General features: G+C 71.2%; 16 protein-coding genes. 8 read left to right on the top strand and 8 right to left on the bottom strand.

The features are described 5' to 3' along the window. Positions 1 to 20 precede the first annotated feature (20 nt). Entirely contained in the window at positions 21 to 332 is a 312-nt protein-coding gene (locus ACG83_RS48080; protein WP_083473586.1) for a transposase, read from the top strand. Here the strand turns inward: ACG83_RS48080 and ACG83_RS27190 are convergent. Both ACG83_RS27190 and ACG83_RS27185 read right to left on the bottom strand, forming a co-directional pair. Next, positions 263 to 3304, bottom strand: coding sequence for an FAD-binding and (Fe-S)-binding domain-containing protein (locus tag ACG83_RS27190; protein ID WP_083473585.1), 3042 nt, complete (start codon positions 3302 to 3304; stop codon positions 263 to 265). The genes ACG83_RS48080 and ACG83_RS27190 overlap by 70 nt on opposite strands. An 86-nt stretch (positions 3305 to 3390) precedes the next feature. Then, complete coding sequence (locus ACG83_RS27185; protein ID WP_054569053.1) at positions 3391 to 4107, bottom strand: IclR family transcriptional regulator; 717 nt, start codon at positions 4105 to 4107, stop codon at positions 3391 to 3393. A 100-nt stretch (positions 4108 to 4207) separates the two neighbouring features. On the opposite strand from ACG83_RS27185, the gene ACG83_RS27180 reads away from it, so the two are divergent. The 4 genes from ACG83_RS27180 to ACG83_RS27165 all read left to right on the top strand — a co-directional run bounded on the left by ACG83_RS27180 (position 4208) and on the right by ACG83_RS27165 (position 8288). After that, a complete protein-coding gene (locus tag ACG83_RS27180) occupies positions 4208 to 5092 on the top strand; it encodes a 2-keto-4-pentenoate hydratase (RefSeq protein ID WP_235498200.1) in 885 nt (294 codons plus the stop codon). Positions 5093 to 5232: 140 nt separating this feature from the next. Continuing rightward, positions 5233 to 6210, top strand: coding sequence for an acetaldehyde dehydrogenase (acetylating) (locus tag ACG83_RS27175; RefSeq protein WP_054569052.1), 978 nt, complete (start codon positions 5233 to 5235; stop codon positions 6208 to 6210). Beyond that, positions 6207 to 7301: a 4-hydroxy-2-oxovalerate aldolase gene (gene dmpG, locus ACG83_RS27170; protein WP_054569051.1), complete on the top strand. Its 1095-nt coding sequence runs from the start codon at positions 6207 to 6209 to the stop codon at positions 7299 to 7301. Before ACG83_RS27175 ends, dmpG begins: the two co-directional genes overlap by 4 nt. A 45-nt stretch (positions 7302 to 7346) precedes the next feature. Further along, positions 7347 to 8288, top strand: coding sequence for an A/G-specific adenine glycosylase (locus ACG83_RS27165; protein WP_054569050.1), 942 nt, complete (start codon positions 7347 to 7349; stop codon positions 8286 to 8288). Between the two features lie 73 nt (positions 8289 to 8361). Here ACG83_RS27165 and ACG83_RS27160 read toward each other — a convergent pair whose 3' ends face one another. From ACG83_RS27160 to pstS, 5 genes are all read right to left on the bottom strand, one after another. Beyond that, entirely contained in the window at positions 8362 to 9198 is an 837-nt protein-coding gene (locus ACG83_RS27160) for a response regulator transcription factor (protein ID WP_369812924.1), read from the bottom strand. A gap of 110 nt (positions 9199 to 9308) precedes the next feature. Beyond that, complete coding sequence (gene pstB, locus ACG83_RS27155; protein WP_054569048.1) at positions 9309 to 10085, bottom strand: phosphate ABC transporter ATP-binding protein PstB; 777 nt, start codon at positions 10083 to 10085, stop codon at positions 9309 to 9311. 113 nt (positions 10086 to 10198) lie between these two features. After that, positions 10199 to 11260, bottom strand: coding sequence for a phosphate ABC transporter permease PstA (gene pstA / locus ACG83_RS27150; RefSeq protein ID WP_054569047.1), 1062 nt, complete (start codon positions 11258 to 11260; stop codon positions 10199 to 10201). Next, positions 11257 to 12528 (bottom strand): phosphate ABC transporter permease subunit PstC, encoded by a 1272-nt coding sequence (pstC, locus tag ACG83_RS27145; protein WP_054569046.1) that lies wholly within the window; start codon positions 12526 to 12528, stop codon positions 11257 to 11259. The genes pstA and pstC overlap by 4 nt, the downstream gene beginning before the upstream one ends. 191 nt (positions 12529 to 12719) lie before the next feature. Then, positions 12720 to 13835 (bottom strand): phosphate ABC transporter substrate-binding protein PstS, encoded by a 1116-nt coding sequence (gene pstS / locus ACG83_RS27140; protein ID WP_054569045.1) that lies wholly within the window; start codon positions 13833 to 13835, stop codon positions 12720 to 12722. 921 nt (positions 13836 to 14756) lie between these two features. Between pstS and ACG83_RS27135 the strand changes: the two genes are divergently transcribed. The 3 genes from ACG83_RS27135 to ACG83_RS27125 all read left to right on the top strand — a co-directional run bounded on the left by ACG83_RS27135 (position 14757) and on the right by ACG83_RS27125 (position 18920). Then, positions 14757 to 15035: a hypothetical protein gene (locus tag ACG83_RS27135; protein WP_006540221.1), complete on the top strand. Its 279-nt coding sequence runs from the start codon at positions 14757 to 14759 to the stop codon at positions 15033 to 15035. Between the two features lie 140 nt (positions 15036 to 15175). Beyond that, positions 15176 to 16582, top strand: coding sequence for a proline--tRNA ligase (gene proS, locus ACG83_RS27130; protein ID WP_054569181.1), 1407 nt, complete (start codon positions 15176 to 15178; stop codon positions 16580 to 16582). A 904-nt stretch (positions 16583 to 17486) separates the two neighbouring features. Beyond that, positions 17487 to 18920 carry an aldehyde dehydrogenase family protein gene (locus tag ACG83_RS27125; RefSeq protein ID WP_054569044.1) on the top strand — a complete coding sequence of 478 codons (1434 nt, stop codon included), beginning with the start codon at positions 17487 to 17489 and terminating at the stop codon, positions 18918 to 18920. 99 nt (positions 18921 to 19019) lie between these two features. On the opposite strand, the gene ACG83_RS27120 is transcribed toward ACG83_RS27125, so the two are convergent. After that, positions 19020 to 19844 carry an enoyl-CoA hydratase gene (locus tag ACG83_RS27120; protein ID WP_054569043.1) on the bottom strand — a complete coding sequence of 275 codons (825 nt, stop codon included), beginning with the start codon at positions 19842 to 19844 and terminating at the stop codon, positions 19020 to 19022. Between the last annotated feature and the right edge of the window lie 16 nt (positions 19845 to 19860).

The raw sequence follows: 19860 nt of genomic DNA, 5'->3' as shown, positions 1-19860 counted from the left end.
GCGTCTAGCGCCACACCCACCTGGCCTTCGTCACCAGGTACCGGCAACGGGTGCTCGACGACCAGCGCCTGACCTGCCTGAAAGAAATCATGCGGGCGCTCCGTGTCGACTTCGATGTGGAGCTGGTTGGGTTCAACGGCGAACGTGACCACGTCCGCCTGCCGGTGGTGCCCCGCCCGCCGAAGGTCGCCTGTCGAAGGTCGCCTGTCGAAGCTGGTCAACAGCATCAAGGGCGTCTCGTGCCGGCGGATACATCAGGAGGTCAGGCCGGCCCGGTCCCGTCGTCGGCCCGCAGCGCAGCGACCAGCAGCTCGGCCAGGTGCACACCATGACGCCCGGTCAGCGAATCCAGCTGGGTCCGGCAGGAGAAGCCGTCCGCCAGGACCGTGGCCTCGGGTTTCGCGCGGACAGCCGGCAGCAGCTGCTGCTCGGCCACCTGCACCGAGATGTCGTGGTGCCCACGCTCGACCCCGAAGTTGCCCGCCAGGCCGCAGCAGCCGCCCAGCTGCTGGACGTCGGCCCCGGCGTCGGCCAGCAGCCGTGCGTCGGGCGACCAGCCCAGGACCGCGTGGTGGTGGCAGTGTGGCTGCGCGATCAGCGGTCCCATCGACGCGAGCGACGGTGGCCGGTAGTCCGGCGTCGACTCCAGCAGCTCGGCCAGGGTGCGGACGGCGTCCGCCACCTCCCGTGCCTCGGGCGTGGCCAGCAGCTCGACGGCGTCCGTCCGCAGCGCCGCCGTGCAGCTCGGCTCGACGCCGACGACCAGCCGGCCGGCGCGGACATGCGGCAGCAGCTCGGCGACGGTGCGCGCCATCTGCCGGCGCGCACCGGGCAGCTGCCCGGTCGAGAACCAGGTGAGACCGCAGCAGACCTGCCGCTCCGGCAGCCGCACCGCCCAGCCGGCGCGTTCCAGCACCTCGACGGCGGCGTGCGCGGCTGGTGGGCTGAAGTGGTTGGAGAACGTGTCCGCGAAGAGCACGACCTCGCCCAGCCGGCCGGCTTCGCCGGCATCCGTTCGGGCTGGCGGAGCCGGCGGGGTTCGCCGGACGGACGACCGGACGGACGACCGGAAGGTGCGTGTCGCCAGCCGCGGCAGCTCGCGGCGCCGGTCGACGCCGACCAGCCAGGCAACCAGCGGGCGTGCCCAGCCCCAGCCCGCCACCGTGTTCAGCACGCCTGCCGCGCCCGGCACCGCAGCCGCCAGCCGCAGCCAGCGCGGCAGCCAGCCGAGCAGGTAGTGCGCGCGGGGCCGCAGCCGGTGGCGGTACTTCTGGTACAGCGCCTCCGCCTTGTAGGAGGCCATGTCGACGCCGGTCGGGCAGTCGGAGGCGCAGCCCTTGCAGGACAGGCAGAGGTCGAGTGCCTCGTGCACCTCCGGCGCGGCCAGCCCCGCCGGCCCGAGGTTCCCGGCCACCGCGTCCTGCAGCACACGGGCGCGCCCCCGGGTGGAGTCCTTCTCCTCCCGGGTGGCGAGGTAGGACGGGCACATGACGTTGCCGGCTCCGGCGGGCCCGGCGATGCAGCGGCCCACCCCGGTGCAGCGGTGCACGGCCATGGACAGGTCGCCGCGGTCGTCGTGGTAGGTGAGCGCGAGCCCGTGACGGCGCGGTTTGGCGGCGGCGACGCGGATGTCGGCGTCGACCGGTGCCGGATCGACGATGACCCCGGGGTTGAGCAGGTTGTCCGGGTCGAACAGCGCCTTGACCCGGCCGAACAGCTCGATCGCCGCCGGCGAGTACATGAGCGGCAGCAGCTCGCCGCGGGCCCGGCCGTCGCCGTGCTCGCCGGACATCGAGCCGCCGTGCGCCGCGGCCAGCCGGGCCGCGGCGAAGAGGAACTCGCGGAACCGGGCCCGGCCGTCGGACCGGTCGAACGGGAAGTCGATGCGGATGTGCACGCAGCCGTCACCGAAGTGGCCGTAGGGCACCCCGGTCAGCCCGTGGTCGGTGAGCAGCGCGCGGAACTCGCGCAGGTAGCCGCCGAGGCGCTCCGGCGGGACCGCGGCGTCCTCCCACCCGGCGTGCGCGGGCGTTCCGTCGGCGGTCCGGGCCACCAGGCCGGACCCGTCCTCCCGGATACGCCAGAGCCGGGCCATCTGCGCGGCGTCGGTGATCATCCGATGTTCCAGCGCGCCGGCCTCGGCGGCCAGCGCACGAGCCGTCTCCCCCAGCGCGCCGGGATCGTCGCCCGCCAGCTCGACGAACAGCCAGCCGTCACCGCGCGGCAGCGGCGGGACGCTCGACGCCCCGCGGCCGCGGCGGACCACGTCGACGATGCTGACGTCCAGCCCCTCGCAGGCCACCGGCCCGAACGGGAGGATGGCCGGCACGGCGTCGGCGGCGGTCGGCATGTCCGGGTAGCCCAGCGCCACCAGGATGCGGTGCGCCGGGTCGCGGACCAGCCGCAGCTGCGCCGCGAGCACGATCCCGAGCGTGCCCTCGCTGCCCACCAGGGCACGGGCGAGGTCGAAGTGCCGTTCCGGCAGCAGGTGCTCCAGCGAGTAGCCGGACACCTGCCGGCCGAACCGGCCCAGCTCGGTGCGCACCACGGCGAGCGACTCGCCGATGAGCTCGCGCAGTTCGCCGACGAGCCGCGGCTCGCCCGACACACCGGATGAACCAGGCGCACCCGGCAAGGCCGACGCACCCGGCGCACCCGGCGCACCCAAGGTCGCGGTCATGCCCGGGGTCGCGAGGCCGCCGCAGGTGAAGCGCTCCCCAGCACCGGTGAGGAAGTCGAGGCCCAGCACGTTGTCCGCGGTCCGGCCGTAGCCCAGCGCCCGGGAGCCGCAGGCGTTGTTGCCGATCATCCCGCCGATCGTGCACCGGTTGTGCGTCGACGGGTCCGGGCCGAACCGCCAACCGGCCGGGATCACCGCCCGCTGCAGCGCCGCCTGCACGATGCCCGGCTCGACGGTCGCGATGCCAGCCTCCGGGTCGACGTCGAGCAGCTGGTTCATATGCCGGTAGAAGTCGAGGATGATGCCGCTGCCCACGGCGTTGCCGGCCAGCGACGTGCCCGCCCCGCGGGAGGTCACCGGGACGGACAGGCCGCGGGCGACGTCGAGAACGGCCAGTACCTCGCCGGCGTCGCGCGGGTGGACGACGACCCGCGGCTCGACCCGGTAGAGGGACGCGTCGGACGAGTACAGCGACCTGGTCAGCGAGCTGTCGTCGAGATCGCCGACGCCGGCGCGGCGCAGCGCGGCCCGCAGCTCCGGCCCACCGGCCCCGGTCGTTCCGGCCAGCCGATTCGGCCCGTCGGGCCGGCCACCGGTCGCCGCCTCAACGGTCACCGTGCGCATCAACGCATCCTCCTCCCACTCTCATGACCTCGGGTACAGGCCGATCAGGCAGGCATGCGGCCAGGCCGAGCAGCGTGTCGATGATTTCAGGACGCCAGTGCCCGGGCGACGCCGAAGCTGGCGGCGCGCAGCGCGGGCGCCAGCCGGGACGGGCGGAACCTCGCGACGGGAACCGAGACCGAGAGTGCCGCGACCGCCGCACCGTCGACCAGCACCGGGACGGCGACGCAGCTCAGGCCCGGCATGGACTCCTGCTGCTCGTAGGCGATCCCGGCGATCTGCACCTGCTCGATCTCGATCCGCAGCCGGTCCGGGTCGCGCAGGGAGCTGGGGGTCAGCACCCGCAGCGGCCGGGAGAGCACCTCGGCCAGCAGCTCCTCGCCGCCGAACGCCAGCAGGGCCTTGCCGACTCCGGTGCAGGTCAGCGGCAGCGCACCGCCGACCTGTGAGGGCATCTCACGGCGATCCCGGCCGTGGATCTTCTCCACGTAGACCGCGTCGAGGCCGTCCCGCGCCGCGAGGTGCACGGTCTCCCGGGTGGCTTCGAAGAGATCCTGCATGAAGGGGCGGGCGGCGTCCCGCAGATCCCGGCGCGGCGGGACGATCGCGCCGAGCTCGAAGAGCTTGGGGCCGAGCCGATAGCCCGCGGCGACCCGTTCGAGCAGACCGATCTCGACCAGCTCCGCACTGAGCCGGTGCACCGTTGTCTTCGTCAGCCCCGAGCGCTCAACGAGTTCCGCCAGACGGAACGGTCCTCCGCTCGGGCGGAAGGCCTCCAGGATCCACATGGCCTTCTGCAGCATGCCACCGTCAGCGCTGTTCCGTGTCACGGAATCCAGTGTTGCTGACGATCACAACGGACGTCTATACCGGAGGCACCGCACCGACGCGTGAGGAGAACCAATGACCGGCTCGAACGGCACCATCGCCGCCGCGGCTGCCACCGCCGCCACCTGGGGCGACACCGCCCCGAAGCGCGCCGACACCGCCGACACCGCGGACGCGGCCGACAGCGCGGTGACACGGGTCGCCGCGCTCCTCGCCGAGGCCGAGCGCAGCAGGCAGCCGTGTCCTCCGGTGCGCTCACTGCTGCCCGCCGGCGACATCGCCACCGCCTACGCCGTCGCGCAGCACAACGTCGACGCCGCGCTGGCCGCCGGCCGTCGCCTGGTCGGCCGCAAGATCGGCCTCACGTCGCCCGCGGTGCAGCGCCAGCTCGGCGTGAACCAGCCCGACTTCGGTGCGCTGCTGGCGGACATGGCGGTGCCCGACGGTGGCGAGGTGCCGGCCGGGCGGCTGCTGCAGCCGAAGGTCGAGGCCGAGGTCGCCCTCGTCCTGGGCCGGGATCTGCCCGCCGGGCCGCACACCGTCGCCGACCTCATCGGTGCCTGCGACTACGCGCTGCCCGCGCTGGAGATCGTCGACAGCAGGATCACCGGCTGGGACATCACCATCGTCGACACCGTCGCGGACAACGCGTCCAGCGCGCTGTACGTCCTGGGCGGCCGGCCGGTCCGGCTCGCCGACGTCGACCTGCGTGAGGTCACGATGACGCTGCGCGCAGGGGGCGAGGAGGTGTCCCGGGGCTGCGGGGCCGACTGCCTCGGCGGTCCGCTGAACGCCGCGGTCTGGCTCGCGGACGCCCTGCACACGATGGGCATCCCGCTGCGGGCCGGCGACATCGTGCTCACCGGCGCCCTCGGCCCGATGGTTCCCGTCACCCCCGGGTCCGCCTTCGAGACCACGATCAGCGGCCTCGGCTCGGTCCGGGTCGCCTTCGCGGCCTGACCGCGGCATCCGGAGCCTGATGCCCGCTGCCGGAGCCTGATGCCCGGTGCCCGGTGCCCGGTGCCCGCGCCATCTCACCGATCAACCCGGGTGTGGGCCGCGTCCGCGCTCCCGCGCCTCTTCCCACCGGAAGGACTGCCTTGGCCACCGCCACCAGCGGAACCGGAAAGACGAAGGTCGCCGTCATCGGCTCGGGGAACATCGGCACCGACCTGATGATCAAGATCCTCCGCACCTCCGAGGTTCTGGAGATCGCCGCGATGGTCGGCATCGACGCCGAATCCGACGGGCTGGCCCGCGCCCGCCGGCTCAGGGTCGCGACCACCCACGAGGGCATCGACGGGCTGCTGCGGATGCCGGAGTTCGACGACATCGAGATCGTCTTCGACGCCACGTCCGCCGGCGCGCACGCCCGCAACGACGAGCTGCTGCGTGCCCGCGGCCGCCGGGTCATCGACCTGACCCCGGCCGCGATCGGGCCGTACGTGGTGCCCCCGGTCAACCTGGACGCCCACCTGGACGCCCCCAACATCAACATGGTGACCTGCGGCGGGCAGGCGACGATCCCGATCGTCGCGGCCGTGGGCGCCGTCACCCCGGTGGCCTACGCCGAGATCGTCGCGTCCATCGCGTCGAAGTCGGCCGGGCCGGGCACCCGGGCGAACATCGACGAGTTCACCGAGACCACGGCCAGCGCCATCGAGAAGGTCGGCGGTGCCGCCCGCGGCAAGGCCATCATCGTGCTGAACCCGGCCGAGCCGCCGCTGGTCATGCGCGACACCGTGTACTGCCTGATCGGCACCGGTGACCAGGCCACCCAGGACGCCGTCGTCGCCTCGGTGACCCGGATGGTCGACCGGGTGCGGGAGTACGTCCCGGGCTACCGGCTCAAGCAGCAGGTGCAGATCGAGCAGGTGTCGGCGGACGACCCGCTGCGCCAGCTCGCGCCGGACGGGTCCGAACCCGCCAAGGTCACGGTGTTCCTGGAGGTCACCGGGGCCGCGCACTACCTGCCCGCCTATGCCGGCAACCTCGACATCATGACCTCGGCCGCGCTGCGCGCCGGGGAGCGCCTGGCGCGGACCCTCGCCCGGCGGGAAGGAGCGACCGCCCGATGACCACCCTTTCCGCGGGGACGTCCGCGGGGACGTCCACCGTCCCGGACACGTCGCCGGAACACCCCGCCGCGCCGTTCGTCCCCGAACTGTACATTCAGGACGTCACCCTACGTGATGGCATGCACGCCGTTCGCCATCGCTACAGCGTTCAGACCGCGCGGACGATCGCCGCCGCGCTGGACGCCTCCGGTGTCCGCGCGATCGAGGTGGCGCACGGCGACGGGCTCGCCGGATCGAGCATCAACTACGGCATCGGCGCGCACACCGACTGGGAGTGGATCGAGGCGGTCGCGGCCAGCGTCACCGACGCGATCCCGACCACCCTGCTGCTGCCCGGGATCGGCACCGTGCGCGACCTGCGCCAGGCGCACGCACTGGGCATCCGGTCGGTGCGGGTGGCCACCCACTGCACCGAGGCCGACATCTCCGCCCAGCACATCAGCGCCGCCCGTGACCTGGGCATGGACGTCGCCGGCTTCCTGATGATGAGCCATCTGGCCGCCCCCGCCGAACTGGCGCGGCAGGCGAAGCTGATGGAGTCCTACGGGGCGCACTGCGTCTACGTCACCGACTCCGGCGGCCGGCTCACCATGGACGACGTGCGGGACCGCTTCCGCGCCTACGCCGACGTGCTCGACCCGGCGACCGAGACCGGCATCCACGCCCACCACAACCTGGGGCTGGGCGTGGCGAACACCGTCGTCGCCGTCGAGAACGGCGCCACCCGGGTGGACGCCTCGCTCGCCGGCCAGGGCGCCGGTGCCGGCAACTGCCCGCTGGAGGCGTTCATCGCGGTCGCCGACCTGATGGGCTGGAAGCACGGCTGCGAGCTGTTCGGTCTGATGGACGCCGCGGACGACGTGGTCCGCCCGTTGCAGGACCGCCCGGTGCGGGTCGACCGGGAGACCCTCACCCTCGGCTACGCCGGGGTGTACTCCTCGTTCCTGCGCCACGCCGAGGCCGCAGCCACCCGCTACGGCCTGGACACCCGCACGATCCTCGCCGAGGTCGGCCGGCGCGGGATGGTCGGCGGCCAGGAGGACATGATCGTCGACGTGGCCCTCGACCTGGTGGCCCGCGCCGGCGCCTGATCAGGCCCCCGGCCGCGGCCAGGCCCCGGCGGCGGGAATGGCACGATGGCGTCGATGACGACAACGACGCCAATGACCGCGGGTGCGGCCCCACCGGGCACCGGCCAGTCGCCCGCGAACCCCGCGCTCGCGGACCTCGTCGTGGACTGGTTCGGCGCCCACGCCCGGGACCTGCCGTGGCGCCACCCGGAGGCGGGTCCGTGGGGGGTGCTCGTCAGCGAGATCATGCTGCAGCAGACCCCTGTGCACCGGGTCCTGCCGGTCTGGGAGACCTGGCTGCGGCGGTGGCCCACCCCCGCCGGGCTCGCCGCCGAACCATCCGGCGAGGCCGTGCGGGAATGGGGGCGCCTCGGCTACCCGCGCCGCGCGCTGCGGCTGCATCAGGCGGCGGGTGCCATCGTCGAGCGGCACGGCGGTGCGGTTCCCGACCAGCTGGATGACCTGCTGGCCCTGCCCGGCGTCGGCACCTACACCGCGCGGGCCGTCGCCGCGTTCGCCTTCCGGCAGCGCCACGCGGTGATCGACGTCAACGTCCGGCGGTTCGTCGCCCGGGCGGTGGAGGGCACCGCCGCCGGCCCGACGGCGGTGTCCCGGCGGGACCTGGAGCTGGTCGCCGACCTGCTGCCGGCGGATCCGGAGACCGCGGCCCGGGCCAGCGCGGCGTTCATGGAGCTGGGTGCGCTGGTCTGCGTCGCGCGGGCGCCCCGCTGCCCGGCGTGCCCCGTGCAGGAGCGCTGCGGGTGGCTGGCCGCCGGCAGCCCGCCCTCCGACGCCCCGGCACGGCGTCCGCAGGGGTACGCCGGCACAGATCGGCAGGTCCGCGGACGGCTGCTGGCAGTGCTCCGCGACGCCACCGGACCCGTCGAGCAGGAGCTGCTCGACCAGGTGTGGGACGAGCCCGTCCAGCGTGGCCGGGCCCTCGCCGGCCTGCTCGCCGACGGTCTCGTCGTGCGGTGCGGGCCAGGCGTCTACGCACTTCCGACCTGAGCCGGCGCTGCGCGCCCCGAAATTCTCCGGCTCCGAAAATCCACCGCTCCGGAATTCTCCGGCTCCGGAGCTCTCAGCTGGGGTGGGCGCGGAAGCGGTAGCCGATGCCGCGGATGCTCTCGATCAACGGCGGCCGGGTCTCGCCGAGCACTCGTCCGGTCGACCGGCCGGCGGACGGCCCTGCCGGCGGCTCGGGGGCGCTCTGATCTCCCAGCCTGCGGCGCAGTCTGCGGACATGCACGGCCAGCGTGTTGGGGTCGGTGTCGGGCGATCCCCAGACCTCGGTGAGCAGCATCTCCCGGGTGACCACCCGGCCGGCGTGCCCGAGCAGCAGCCGCAGCAGCCGGAACTCCCGCGGCGGCATGTGCACGGTGCGGCCGTCGACGGTCACCTCGTGTGCGTCGACGTCCAGCACGACCGGGCCGGAGCGCAGCACCTCGGAACGCTCGACGGCGGACGGGACGGGTCCGGTTACGGGCCCGGTCTGGGCCGGTACGGCCGCCCCCGCCCCAGTCCCAGCCCCGCCGCCGGTGCCGGCGGCCATGGTCGTTGCCGCGCCCAGGCCGGCCGGCCCGCCCACGGCGCCGACCATGGCGAGAACCTCGTGGATCCGGAAGGGCTTGCCCAGGCAGACCGTCGCCCCGGCCTCGAGGGCGGCCGCCGCCTGCTCACGCTCATCCGGGCCGACCGCGAACAGGATCGGCGTGGTGGTGCGGGCCTGCGCGGAGCGGACCGTCCGGACCACGGTCACCCCATCGACAACCGGAAGGTTCGCGGTGAGAAGCACCGCGGACGGTGCGAGGCGCCCGATCTCCACCAGCGCCAGCGCCCCGTCCGCGACGACGGCGACCTCGATCCCCTGGTCCCGCAGCGCGGGCAGCAGTTCGTCGTCCGCCTCGTTGTCCGCGATGAGCAGCAGCGGACGGCGGCCGGGATCGGGCTCCGCCAGGATCGGCGCGCCGGCCCCCAGGGAGCCGGCCGCCGCCTGTGCTTCCGCAGATCCGGGAACCCCGGAGGGCCTCAGCCGAACCGCCCGGAGATGTAGTCCTCGGTCCGCTTCTCCTTCGGGTTGCTGAAGATCTGCGACGTGGTCGAGTACTCCACGAGCCGACCCGGGTCCCCCGTCTTCTCCAGGGAGAAGAACGCGGTCGTCTCGCTCACCCGGGATGCCTGCTGCATGTTGTGGGTGACGATGACGATGGTGTAGCTGGACCGGAGCTTCTGGATGAGGTCCTCGATCGCCAGCGTGGAGATCGGGTCAAGCGCCGAGCAGGGCTCGTCCATCAGCAGCACCTGCGGTTCGACCGCGATGGCACGGGCGATGCACAGCCGCTGCTGCTGGCCGCCGGAGAGGCCCGCGCCGGGCCGGTTGAGGCGGTCCTTGACCTCGTCCCACAGGTTCGCGCCCTTCAGCGACTCCTCGACCCGCTCGTCGAGCAGCGACTTCTTGCGCACGCCGTTGAGCTTCAGGCCCGCGATGACGTTCTCGTAGATCGACATCGTCGGGAACGGGTTGGGACGCTGGAAGACCATTCCGACGTTGCGGCGCACGTTGACCGGGTCGACGCCGGGACCGTAGAGGTCCTCGCCGTCCAGGAGCACCTGGCCCTCCACCCGGGCACCGGGAAGGACCTCGTGCATACGGTTCAGCGTCCGCAGAACGGTCGACTTCCCGCACCCGGACGGCCCGATGAAGGCCGTGACGCTCTTCGGTTCGATCGTCAGGTTCACATCCGCTACGGCCTTGAACTTCCCGTAGTAGGCGGTCAGGCCCGAGATCTCGATACGGGTGGCCATTGCTACCTCGACTCAGCTGGTTGTGCGGTCGGTCGGTTCGTTGCTCTCGACGGGTTCTTCGGCAGTGCGGCGGGCACCGGGTTCCCCGGGCGGGTGACGACGGCCATCAGGGGCTACTTGACCTTCGCGCGGCTCGCCACGAACCGAGCGATCAGATTGAGCAGCATGATGATGATGATCAGAGTGAGTGCCGCGGCCCAGGCCCGGTCGATGGCGACCTGCTGGGGCTGCCCTGCCTGCGAGTAGATGTACAGCGGCAGAGCCGACTGCTCACCGTCGAACGGGTTCATGTTGATCGAGTTGTCACCGAACACCGTGAGGAGCAGCGGAGCCGTCTCACCGGCGACACGAGCGACCGCCAGCATCACACCGGTCACGATTCCGGGCAGCGCGGTCGGAACCACGATCTTGAGAATCGTCCGCCAGCGGGCCACACCGAGCGCGTAGCTGGCCTCCCGCAGTTCGTCCGGCACGAGTTTCAGCATTTCCTCGGCCGAGCGCACGACCACCGGAACCATCAGGATCGTGAGGGCGAGCGAGCCGGCGAAACCGGTGAACGGCTGGCCGAGCGCCAGAATCCAGAAACCGAGAACGAACAGACCGGCGATGATCGACGGGAGACCCGTCAGCACGTCGACGAAGAAGCTGATCGCCCGGCTGACCCGACCCGTTCCGTACTCGACGAGGTAGACGGCGACGAGCAGGCCGAAGGGCACCGCCATGAGGCTGGCCAGCGCGACCTGCTCCAGCGTCCCGATGATTGCGTGGTAGATACCGCCACCGGCGTCCCGCGCACCGATGCCGCGCATCGAGTGCGTCAGGAAATCCAGGTCGAGGCGCTTGGCACCGCGCTCGATGACCGACACCAGCACCGCGACCAGCGGGATGAGAGCGAGCAGGAAGGACCCGTAGACCAGCGTCGTGACCAGGCGGTCCCGGGCGTGTCGGCTGCCCTCCACCAGCACGGAGGCGACGGTCTGGCCGATCGAGAAAAGCAGCAGCACGATCAGGACGAACTGGATCCGGCTGTGGATGGATGTCACCAGATACAGCAGCGCCGTGAGGGCCACCGCGCCGACCGCGATGGCGCCCAGGACGGGCGTCCGCAGCGTCTGCCCACGCAGGTTCAGCGAGTGGTGCTCGGCCGGGGCGGCCGGCATGGTCGTGGCCGTCATGCCGCTCGGCCCGAGAACTCGCGACGCCGCGCGATGACGGCCCTAGCAATCATGTTGACCACCATTGTGACGACAAACAGCACGAGACCGGACGCGATGAGCGCGCCGCGGCCGATGTCGTTGGCCTCGCCGAAGCCGTTCGCGACGTTCGCCGCGATCGTGTTGCCCGCCGGCTTCAGGATGTTCCAGGAGATGTTGAAGGTGGAGGGAAGGACCAGGGCGACTGCGATCGTCTCACCCATCGCGCGGCCCAGGCCGAGCATGGAGGCGCTGATGACACCGGGCTTGCCGTAGGGGATGACCGCAGTCCGGATCATCTCCCAGCGGGTCGCGCCGAGTGCGAGCGCGGCCTCCCGGTGGGTGAGGGGAACCTGCAGGAAGACCTCACGGGAAAGCGCCGCGATGATGGGAAGAACCATGATCGCGAGAACCACGCTCGCCAGGAAGACCGACCGGCCGACCGAGCCCTCGCCGACATCGAACAGCGGGATCCAGCCGAAGTAGTCGTTCAGCCACATCTGCGTCCCGTTGAAGTGCGGGGCGAGCACGAGCAGGCCCCAGAGGCCGTAGATGACGCTGGGCACCGCCGCGAGCAGATCCACGACGTAGCCGAGTGCGGAGGCCATCCTGCGGGGCGCGTAGATGGTGATGAACAGAGCGATGCCGACCGCCACCGGAATCGCGATGGCGAGCGCGATGACCGCGGAGAGCAACGTGCCGAACAGAAGCGCCGCCACACCGAACACGGGCGGCGTGTCGTTCGCCGACCATTCCTCGGTGGTGAAGAAGTTGCCCTCGTTGGCGCTCAGCGCGTCCCAGGCCTTCAGCACCAGGAACAGCGCGATCAGCCCGATGAGGACCAGCAGGCCGATGCCCGCCGTCCTGGTCAGGTTCTTGAAAAGGGTGTCGGCAAGGCCGATCTTCGGCTTGGCGCCCGACTCCGGCGAGATCTCGCGGGGGGTGAGGTCCCCCTTTGTCTCGCCGACCGGCGCGCTCTCGCTGACCGGCGCGCTCGCGCTGATCGCCGCGCTCACGCTGGCTGCCGTACTGTCGCTGGCCGCGGCGGTCTCGCTGACCGCCTCGCTCTCACTGACCGCCTCGCTGGGCGTCTCGCTGACCGCCTCGCCGGGTGTCACGTCGGTGGACACCTCGTCGGGCTTCTCAGCGGTCGGCTGCGCGGGAACACTCGGCTCCGTCGCGGCCGGGGTGGTCTGAGAACCGGTCCCCCGCGTCCCGGCGTCTGCCGGGCTGTCCGGCTCCGTCGTCATCCCTACCTACCTCGACTCTTCCTCCCTCAGGGGTCGACGCACGAATCACGGCCTGGAAACGGTGATCGACAACCGATGACCAGCGACCGTGGACCCACGACGGCCCGGAGAACCACGGCTTCCGCGGCCGGGGCGTCAGGGCCCCGGCCGCGGAAGTGATGTGCTGTTAGAGCGTCACGCCGGGATGTTGATCAGGCGATCTTCTCGATGACGGCGCGCACCTTCGTGGCGATGCTGTCCGGCAGCGGCGCGTAGCCGAGGTCGGCGATGGCGGCCTGACCGTCCTCGGAGGCGGTGTAGGTCAGGAAGCTCTTCAGCAGCGGCGCGGCGGCGGCGTCGTTGCCAGTGGTGCACACGATCTCGTAGCTGGCGAGGTAGATCGGGTAGGCACCCTTGGTGGCGGTGGCGTAGTCGAAGGTGAGCTTGAGGTCGTCACCGTCGGCAACCTTGGCGGTGCTGATGCCCAGCGAGGCACCGTCGGTGCTCACCGCGACGAACTCGTCGGCGGCGTTACCGATCTTGGCGGTGGACAGACCCGCGTTCTCCGCGTAGGAGAGCTCCACGTAGCCGATCGCGTTGGCGGTGGACTTGACCGTGGAGGTCACGCCGTCGCTGCCCTTGGCACCCTGGCCGCCGGGGGCCTTCCAGTCGGAGCCACCCTCGAAGGTCCAGTCGGCGGACGCAGCGCCCTTCAGGAACTTCGTGAAGTTGTCCGTGGTGCCCGAGCTGTCGGAACGGTGCACCGACTGGATCGGGGCGTCCGGCAGGCTCGCGCCGCTGTTGTCGGCGGCGATCGCCGGGTCGTTCCACTTGGTGATCGCGCCCGAGAAGATCTTGGCGACCGTGGCCGGCTTCAGCTGCAGGTCCTTGACACCGTCAAGGTTGTAGATGACGGCGATGGGGCCGACGACCATCGGGATGTCAACCGCGGCACCGCCGGTGCAGCGCGCGTCCGCCTTGGTCTTCTGGTCGTCCTTCAGCGCGGAGTCCGAGCCGGCGAAGGCAACCTGCTTGTCGATGAACTGCTGACGCCCCGTCCCCGAGCTGGAGGACTGGTAGTTGATGGTGGCGCCGCTGCACTCGTCCTGGTACGCCTTGACCCACTCGTCCATCGCGTTCTTCTGCGCGGACGAGCCGCCGCCCGTGATCGACCCGGTGGCGCAGTCGATCGGGCTGGTGGTGGCCGCCGAGGACGGAGCAGCGCCCGTCGTATCCGGCTCGCTGTTGTCGTCCGAGCCACACGCGGCGAGTGAGAGCAGTGCCGCGGCGGCAAGGCCCGCGACTACCTGACGCTTGCCTAGGTTCACGAGCAATCCTTCGTCTTCGCGCCTCGCGGCGCCGATCTGGTCCCGCCCCCCGTTCGGGGTGCCGGCGAGAATCGAAGCGAGGCCGGATGAACGAACGGTGAACGTCGGCGAACATGAACCGCACTCCAACCGGAACACATTCGGTGTACCGAACTGCCCGTCCCGCCAGGTGTGCCGCCACCCACACCGCGGACACCAAAGGTAGTTGGGTGATGACTCGGTGCCACGATCGTCGGCCCCTCAGTGTTTTGGCGACCCGTCCGGCCGGACTTCCCGACACTCACATCGCGCACCAGCAACACCGTGCAACAGCGCCAACCCGACACCGGAACTCGCCGCCAGCACACACCGGACACCCCATCCTGTGATGTAAATCACTTTCGATGCGACCCCGTGGACGAGGGCAGGTCATCCAGGCGGACACCGAATTCACTACGGGGGACGCCGAGCTCGTGGGCCGCGGCCACCTCCCGTTCACGAGACCACGGCCAGACACGATCTGCTGCACACCGCCCACAACCCGTAGTGAACGGATCAATCGGACGTCTGATCACACAGCCGAACGGGACTTTCGTCCTGCGTCACCGGACGTCCAGCTCTGACCACAGATAGACCCTTGCCTTCCTCGTCGAGCGATCGTTTGCTACAAAGCAAGAGATCGGTAGCTGACAGCATTGGGTCGCGCCCGAAGAGTCATCGGGTCGCGTCCACTGAGTCGGGGAGGTGTTTTCAGGTACGCCCGGAAACACGCCAAGTGGTCAACGACCCAGCGCGACCCGACGCTGCACGGCGCAGCACAGCAGCGCAGCACGGCCGCGACACAGGGCATCCCCCGCGGAACCCCCAGCCCCGCTGGTGAGCCCCACGCGTGCCGCCCCGCCGAAATCGGTGACCGCCAGCCACAGGAAGGCAGCCCGCACGATGAACACCGTCGACACCGGCGAGCTCATGCCGGAACCCAGACCCGTATCCGGTGGCCCGCCGCCGTCGCTGGCGGAGGTCGTCACGGTGCGGTCCGGATTAAACGTCGAGCACGAACTGATCCTCGCCCCCGGCGCGACGGCGGCCGACCTGACCAGCGCGATGATCCTGGTCCCGCCGACCGCGTCACTCGTCAGCCACCACGGCGACGTGGATCTCTCGCTCGTCTTCCGGGAGCCGCGGCACCCGGGCCACGGGGAGACCGCCGCCGCACGCTGACCGTCGATCCACTGATCCCTCGGCCTGCCGAGCCCCTGATCCACTGATCTGCTGATCCGCTGATCCGCCCGGACCGGCCCGTCCACGGGGGGCGGGCCGCGTCCGTCGTTCCGCCGGGACGACGCAATATCGTGGACGACGTGGCTGTTATCACCCCCCGTTCCACCGACTTCCCACGCTGGTACCAGGACGTGCTCGACAAGGCCGAGCTCGCCGACAACGGTCCGGTCCGCGGCACCATGGTCATCCGGCCGTACGGCTACGCGCTGTGGGAACGGATGCAGGCCGACATCGACGCCCGGATCAAGGCCGCCGGCGCGGTGAACGCCTACTTCCCCCTGTTCATCCCGGAGAGCTACCTGCGCCGGGAGGCCGAGCACGTCGAGGGGTTCAGCCCGGAGCTTGCCGTCGTCACCCACGGCGGAGGCAAGGAACTGGCAGAGCCGGTCGTCGTCCGCCCGACGAGCGAGACGGTCATCGGCGAGTACATGGCCAAGTGGACGCAGAGCTACCGCGATCTCCCGCTGCTGCTGAACCAGTGGGCGAACGTCGTCCGGTGGGAGCTGCGCCCGCGGCTGTTCCTGCGCACCAGCGAGTTCCTCTGGCAGGAGGGCCACACCGCGCACGTGGACGAGGCCGACGCGGCCGCCTACGCCCGCCGGATCGCCCTCGAGGTGTACCGCGACTTCATGGTCTCGAAGCTCGCGCTGCCGGTGTTCGTCGGCGCCAAGACCCGCAAGGAGCGCTTCGCGGGCGCCACGAACACGATGACCTGCGAAGGGATGATGGGCGACGGCAAGGCGCTGCAGATGGCCACAAGCCACGAGCTCGGCCAGAACTTCGCCCGCGCCTTCGACATCGACTTCCTCGGCGCCGACGGCGGCCGCCACCTGGCCTGGACGACGTCCTGGGGCAGCTCGACCCGGATGATCGGTGGGCTGATCATGGCTCACGGCGACGACAACGGGCTGCGGATCCCGCCCGCACTGGCGCCGACCCAGGTCATCGTGCTGCCGGTTCGTGACGACGAGGCCGTGGTCGCGAAGGCCCGTGAGATCACCGAAGCGCTCACCGCGGCCGGCGTGCGGGTCAGCCTGGATGCCCGGCCGGGGCTGTCGTTCGGCCGCCGGGTCACCGACGCCGAGCTCAAGGGCATCCCCGTCCGGGTCGAGATCGGCCCGCGCGACCTCGCCGCCGGCAACGTGACGCTGGCCCGCCGCGACACCGGGGAGAAGCACCCCGTGCCGCTCACCGAGGTCGCCAGCCGGGTGCCGGCACTGCTCGACGACGTGCAGGCAACCATCTACGCGCAGGCGCTGGAGCTTCGGGAGGCCCGCACCGCGGACGTCACCTCGCTCGCCGAGGCGGTCGAGGCGGCCGGGACCGGCTTCGCGCGGCTGCCCTGGCGGCTGGTCGGTGAGGACGGTGAGGCACGGCTTGCCGAGGAGTCCGTGACCGTCCGGTGTCTGCAGACCCCCGATGGCGAGCTGCCGTCCGCGGACACGGACGACGCCGATCTCGTCTGCATCGTCGCCCGCGCCTACTGACCGGCGCCGGCGACCGCGCCGGCCGGGACCGCTCACGTGGCGGTCCCGGCCGGACCCCGTCCGCCGCCGCTCGAAGCCGCCGCTCGAAGCCGCCGCTCGAAGCCGCCGCTCGAAGTGTTGAGGAGTTTGGTCGTTCCGGCGACCAAAATCCGCAAGCCTTGCCAGAAGCAACTCCGGCCGCGGCAGCCGCGGCGATGTGCGCCGGTCATGACAATCGGCGCGATATCTTCCGCGCGGCCTGATCGCTTGCGGCACGCCCCCACATGCGATACGGGAATATTTTCGCGAAAAGTTGACGCACGGCTCAGCCGCCCGGGTGCCGCCGGCGTATTCCACCGGATCCGCCTAACACCGGGACCCGCCAGCGAGATTCCCGCGGACATCAGGGTGATTTCCCAGCGGCGGTCCCCCGGCGCCGCCGCGCTCACCGCCGGGCCAGCGGGCCTGGCGGTGACCGCCGGGCCACCGGACCTGGCGGAACGCTCATGGAGCGCAGGCTGTGGAGCGCAGCTCACCGCTCTCCAGGCGCTCTCCAGGCGGGACCTGACGACGCCCCGCAGAAGATCCGCCGACTGATCAATTCCGGCCCGGCAGCCCGTCCCGGCCCCGCCGGGCCAATCAGTTGACTCCGAATTCGGCGCAAGTAGGATTAAGACACGAATGCGACGAGAGCGGTCAGGACGCAAACGGGTCGAGTGCGGTTTTCCCGTGCCCGTGATCCCGATCAGTCGACCCTGGGCCCGCGTTCGCGAAAAGAGGTCGGGGTGCGGATCTTCAGGCGCGATGCGGCGAACACCGCGGGTGTTCGCCGAGGTCGCCACGCGCACCTCGCGGAACATCACGAACCTCACCCTGGCTCCGGGCGAGCCAGTAGTGATCACTGACATCAACGAGGAGCGCGGCTGTGAAGCGGTTACTGATCGACGGGCAGCTGGTCGAGACCGAGCGGACGGTCGACTCGATCAACCCGGCCACCGGTGCGGTCGTCGGCACGGCCGCGGACGCGACACCTGAGCAGGTCACGGCGGCGGTCAAGGCCGCCCGGCGCGCGTTCGACGAGACGGACTGGTCGACCAACGTGGAGTTCCGCGTCCGTTGTCTGAACCAGCTCCACGAGGCCCTCGTCAAGCACATGGAAGAGTTCCGTGAGCTGACGATCGCCGAGGTGGGCCACCCGCGGCAGATCACCGACGGCCCGGCGCTGGGCTCGCCGATCGGCCTGGTCAAGTACTACGCGGATCTCCTCGGGGAATACTCCTTCACCCAGGACCTGGGCGTCGCCGAGGCGTTCGGCCGGCCGAACAAGCGCTGGATCGAGCGGGAGCCGGCCGGCGTCGTCTCCGCGATCGTCGCCTACAACTACCCCACCCAGCTCGCCCTCGCGAAGCTGGCCCCGGCGCTGGCCGCGGGCTGCACCGTGATCCTCAAGGGCGCGCCGGACACTCCCCTGCTCGCGCTCGCGCTCGGTGAGCTGATCCTCAACGAGACCGACATCCCGGCCGGCGTCGTGAACGTCATCACCGCCGTGGACGTCGAGGCCTCCGAGGTGCTGACCACGCACCCGGACGTCGACATGATCACCTTCACCGGCTCGACCGCGGTCGGCCGGCGGATCATGGAAGTCGCGAGCCGCACGCTGAAGAAGACCTTCCTGGAGCTGGGCGGCAAGTCCGCGCTGGTCGTCCTGGACGACGCGGACCTCGACCTGGCCGCGATGATGGCCGCCTTCACGATCTGCTCCCACGCCGGTCAGGGCTGCGCGATCACCTCTCGCCTCGTCGTCCCGCGCGAGCTGCACGACGCCGTCGTCGAGAAGGTCACCGGCATGCTGGCCGCCGTGAAGGTCGGCGACCCGTCCGACCCGGAGACCTACATGGGTCCGCTGATCAGCGAGAAGCAGCGCGACAAGGTGGACGCGATCGTCCAGCGCGCGATCGCGGACGGCGCCACGCTGGTCGCCGGCGGCAAGAAGGTCGACCCGGGCTTCTACTACGAGCCCACCCTGCTCGCGAACGTCGACCAGGACAGCGAGATCGCGCAGGAGGAGATCTTCGGCCCGGTGCTCGTCGTGATCCCCCACGACGGCGACGACGACGCGGTGAAGATCGCCAACAACTCGATCTTCGGCCTCTCGGGTGCGGTCATCAGCGCGAGCGACGACCGGGCGCTGGCCGTCGCGCGCAGGATCCGCACCGGCACGCTGAGCGTGAACGGCGGCATGTACTTCGCTCCGGACGCGCCGTTCGGCGGCTACAAGCAGTCCGGCATCGGCCGTGAGAGCGGCATCGCCGGGCTCGAGGAGTTCCTGGAGATCAAGACGATCGCCCTTCCCGCCTGAGTCGGGCCTGGTGGCGGCTGGCGGTGCTCCGCGGAGCACCGCCAGCCGCCACAGCCTTTCGGCCGCCACGGCACTTCCCGCGATGGCCGGGAGGCGCTGTCAGGCCGGTGATGTTCCGGGCTGGGTCTGGCTGCGGCCGCGTTCGGTGACAGCCGCGCGGCGGGCGGCGACGTCGCTGGTGTCCGGGCGCCAGGTCTCCGCCAGCAGCCCCTCCGCGCGGTGCGCGTCGTCGAGCGTCGCCGCGTTCGCCACCTGCCGGTAGTGCGCCACCAGGCGGCGCACACCCCGCGCGTCGTTGCTGACGATGTCGCCGGCGAGCCGCTGCGCGAACGGCAGCAGCTCCTCGTGCGGCACGACGTGGTTCACCAGGCCGAGGCGCAGCGCCTCCGGTGCCGCCACGTAGTTGCCGGTCAGCGACATCTCGATGGCTCGCCGAAGCCCGATCGACTGCGCGAGCAGAACGGTGATGCCGCCCCCGGGCATGATGCCGACGCGGGCGTGGGTGTCGGCGAACCGGGCCCGCTCGGAGGCGACCAGGAAGGTGCACTGCAGGGCCAGCTCCAGGCCGCCGGTCGCGGCGACCCCGTTGATCGCCCCGATGATCGGCTTGTCGATGACGGGCAGGAACCGGTAGAGCCCGTTGTCGTAGCGCCCCTGCCCCTGGCCGGGTTCCCTGGGCGGCGTGGTGGACGGAGCCTCGCCCGACAGCTCCTTGAGGTCGACCCCCGCCGAGAAGGCCGGGTCCGCTCCGGTGAGGACCACCGCGTCCACCTCGGGATCCGCCCCGGCCGCGAGGACGGCGTCCCACAGCAGGTGTAACAGCTCCCGGCTCAGCGCGTTGCGCGCCGCCGGCCGGTTGAGCGTCACCGTCGTGACCCGGTTCCGGGTCTCGACCCGCACGACGGGCTCGTTTGCAGCTGGCATCTGAACTCTCCCCGAT

It is taken from the genome of Frankia sp. R43 (assembly GCF_001306465.1).
In the GTDB taxonomy this organism is placed as follows: domain Bacteria; phylum Actinomycetota; class Actinomycetes; order Frankiales; family Frankiaceae; genus Parafrankia; species Parafrankia irregularis.
Note: the sequence above shows the minus strand (reverse complement) of the source record. Positions and strands in the feature narration are given on the sequence as shown.

Bases quoted from the DNA above. Each gene is read 5' to 3' on its own strand.
- pstA (WP_054569047.1), bottom strand. From the start codon at position 11,260: ATGACGGCCACGACCATGCCGGCCGCCCCGGCCGAGCACCACTCGCTG.
- pstB (WP_054569048.1), bottom strand. From the start codon at position 10,085: ATGGCCACCCGTATCGAGATCTCGGGCCTGACCGCCTACTACGGGAAG.
- pstC (WP_054569046.1), bottom strand. From the start codon at position 12,528: ATGACGACGGAGCCGGACAGCCCGGCAGACGCCGGGACGCGGGGGACC.
- ACG83_RS27180 (WP_235498200.1), top strand. From the start codon at position 4,208: ATGACCGGCTCGAACGGCACCATCGCCGCCGCGGCTGCCACCGCCGCC.
- ACG83_RS27135 (WP_006540221.1), top strand. From the start codon at position 14,757: ATGAACACCGTCGACACCGGCGAGCTCATGCCGGAACCCAGACCCGTA.
- ACG83_RS27185 (WP_054569053.1), bottom strand. From the start codon at position 4,107: ATGCTGCAGAAGGCCATGTGGATCCTGGAGGCCTTCCGCCCGAGCGGA.
- ACG83_RS27120 (WP_054569043.1), bottom strand. From the start codon at position 19,844: ATGCCAGCTGCAAACGAGCCCGTCGTGCGGGTCGAGACCCGGAACCGG.
- dmpG (WP_054569051.1), top strand. From the start codon at position 6,207: ATGACCACCCTTTCCGCGGGGACGTCCGCGGGGACGTCCACCGTCCCG.
- ACG83_RS27190 (WP_083473585.1), bottom strand. From the start codon at position 3,304: ATGCGCACGGTGACCGTTGAGGCGGCGACCGGTGGCCGGCCCGACGGG.
- ACG83_RS27165 (WP_054569050.1), top strand. From the start codon at position 7,347: ATGGCGTCGATGACGACAACGACGCCAATGACCGCGGGTGCGGCCCCA.